The following is a 686-nucleotide window of genomic DNA, read 5'->3' as shown; positions in this document are numbered from 1 at the left end:
CTGCGCTTCCGTCCGGTGGCGATCCGCAATAATCTGCTCCCAATCCCATTGGTCCACATACACCGAATGCACAGGACTCAAAGTTTCCTCATCGGCGCGCAGCGCTTTCATATGCGTGACAATCCCCTCGCCTGGCTCAAATCCATAATGACCCAAGGTCGCCCGTTTCCATTTAGCCAACGAGTGCACCACTTCGAACTGCTGCTGCAACGCTTTGACTGGCACTTGCACCGCGCGTTCGTAGCCAGAGAGCGTGTCCTGAATACCCTGTGTTGGGTCCGTCAGCATGGGCGCTTGGATCTCTGTTAAATTGAGCGCATCACAAAGTGCTTCAGTAAACTTTTGTTTTATATATTTTATTTCGGCTTGCTGGGTTAGAAATACGGCTTTCATTATGATGGCTCCAATTGATTAACTTCCTAACCTTTTTATCGCCATTGCAGCTAAACATTCAACAGTCAATTTCCATTTATCGTTATTGATATAATTTATTTACAGTAAATGCGTTTTTAGATAGATTTTGTTTAATCAAATGGCGGATAAAGCGGGAATTGATAGATGATCGACAATTTGGATAAAAACATACTGAACGCACTGACCGAGAATGCCCGCCTTTCGTATGCCGAAATTGCCAAAGCAAACCGAGTATCACCCGCAACGGTGCATGTCCGCGTCGAGAAAATGCG

The 686-nt window shown here is 45.9% G+C and carries 2 protein-coding genes; one reads left to right on the top strand and one right to left on the bottom strand.

Features of this window, described 5'->3' with window-relative positions; translation table 11 throughout:
* The coding region (locus CWE11_RS12015; protein WP_476692298.1) for a class-II aminoacyl-tRNA synthetase family protein at positions 1–393 on the bottom strand (393 nt) is incomplete at its 3' end.
* A 165-nt stretch (positions 394–558) separates the two neighbouring features.
* Between CWE11_RS12015 and CWE11_RS12010 the strand changes: the two genes are divergently transcribed.
* Positions 559–686: AsnC family transcriptional regulator (locus tag CWE11_RS12010; RefSeq protein ID WP_126777860.1), on the top strand; the 128-nt coding region annotated here is incomplete at its 3' end.

This window comes from Aliidiomarina sanyensis (assembly GCF_003987175.1).
GTDB lineage: Bacteria > Pseudomonadota > Gammaproteobacteria > Enterobacterales > Alteromonadaceae > Aliidiomarina > Aliidiomarina sanyensis.
This window is presented reverse-complemented; position numbering and strand designations above follow the sequence as displayed.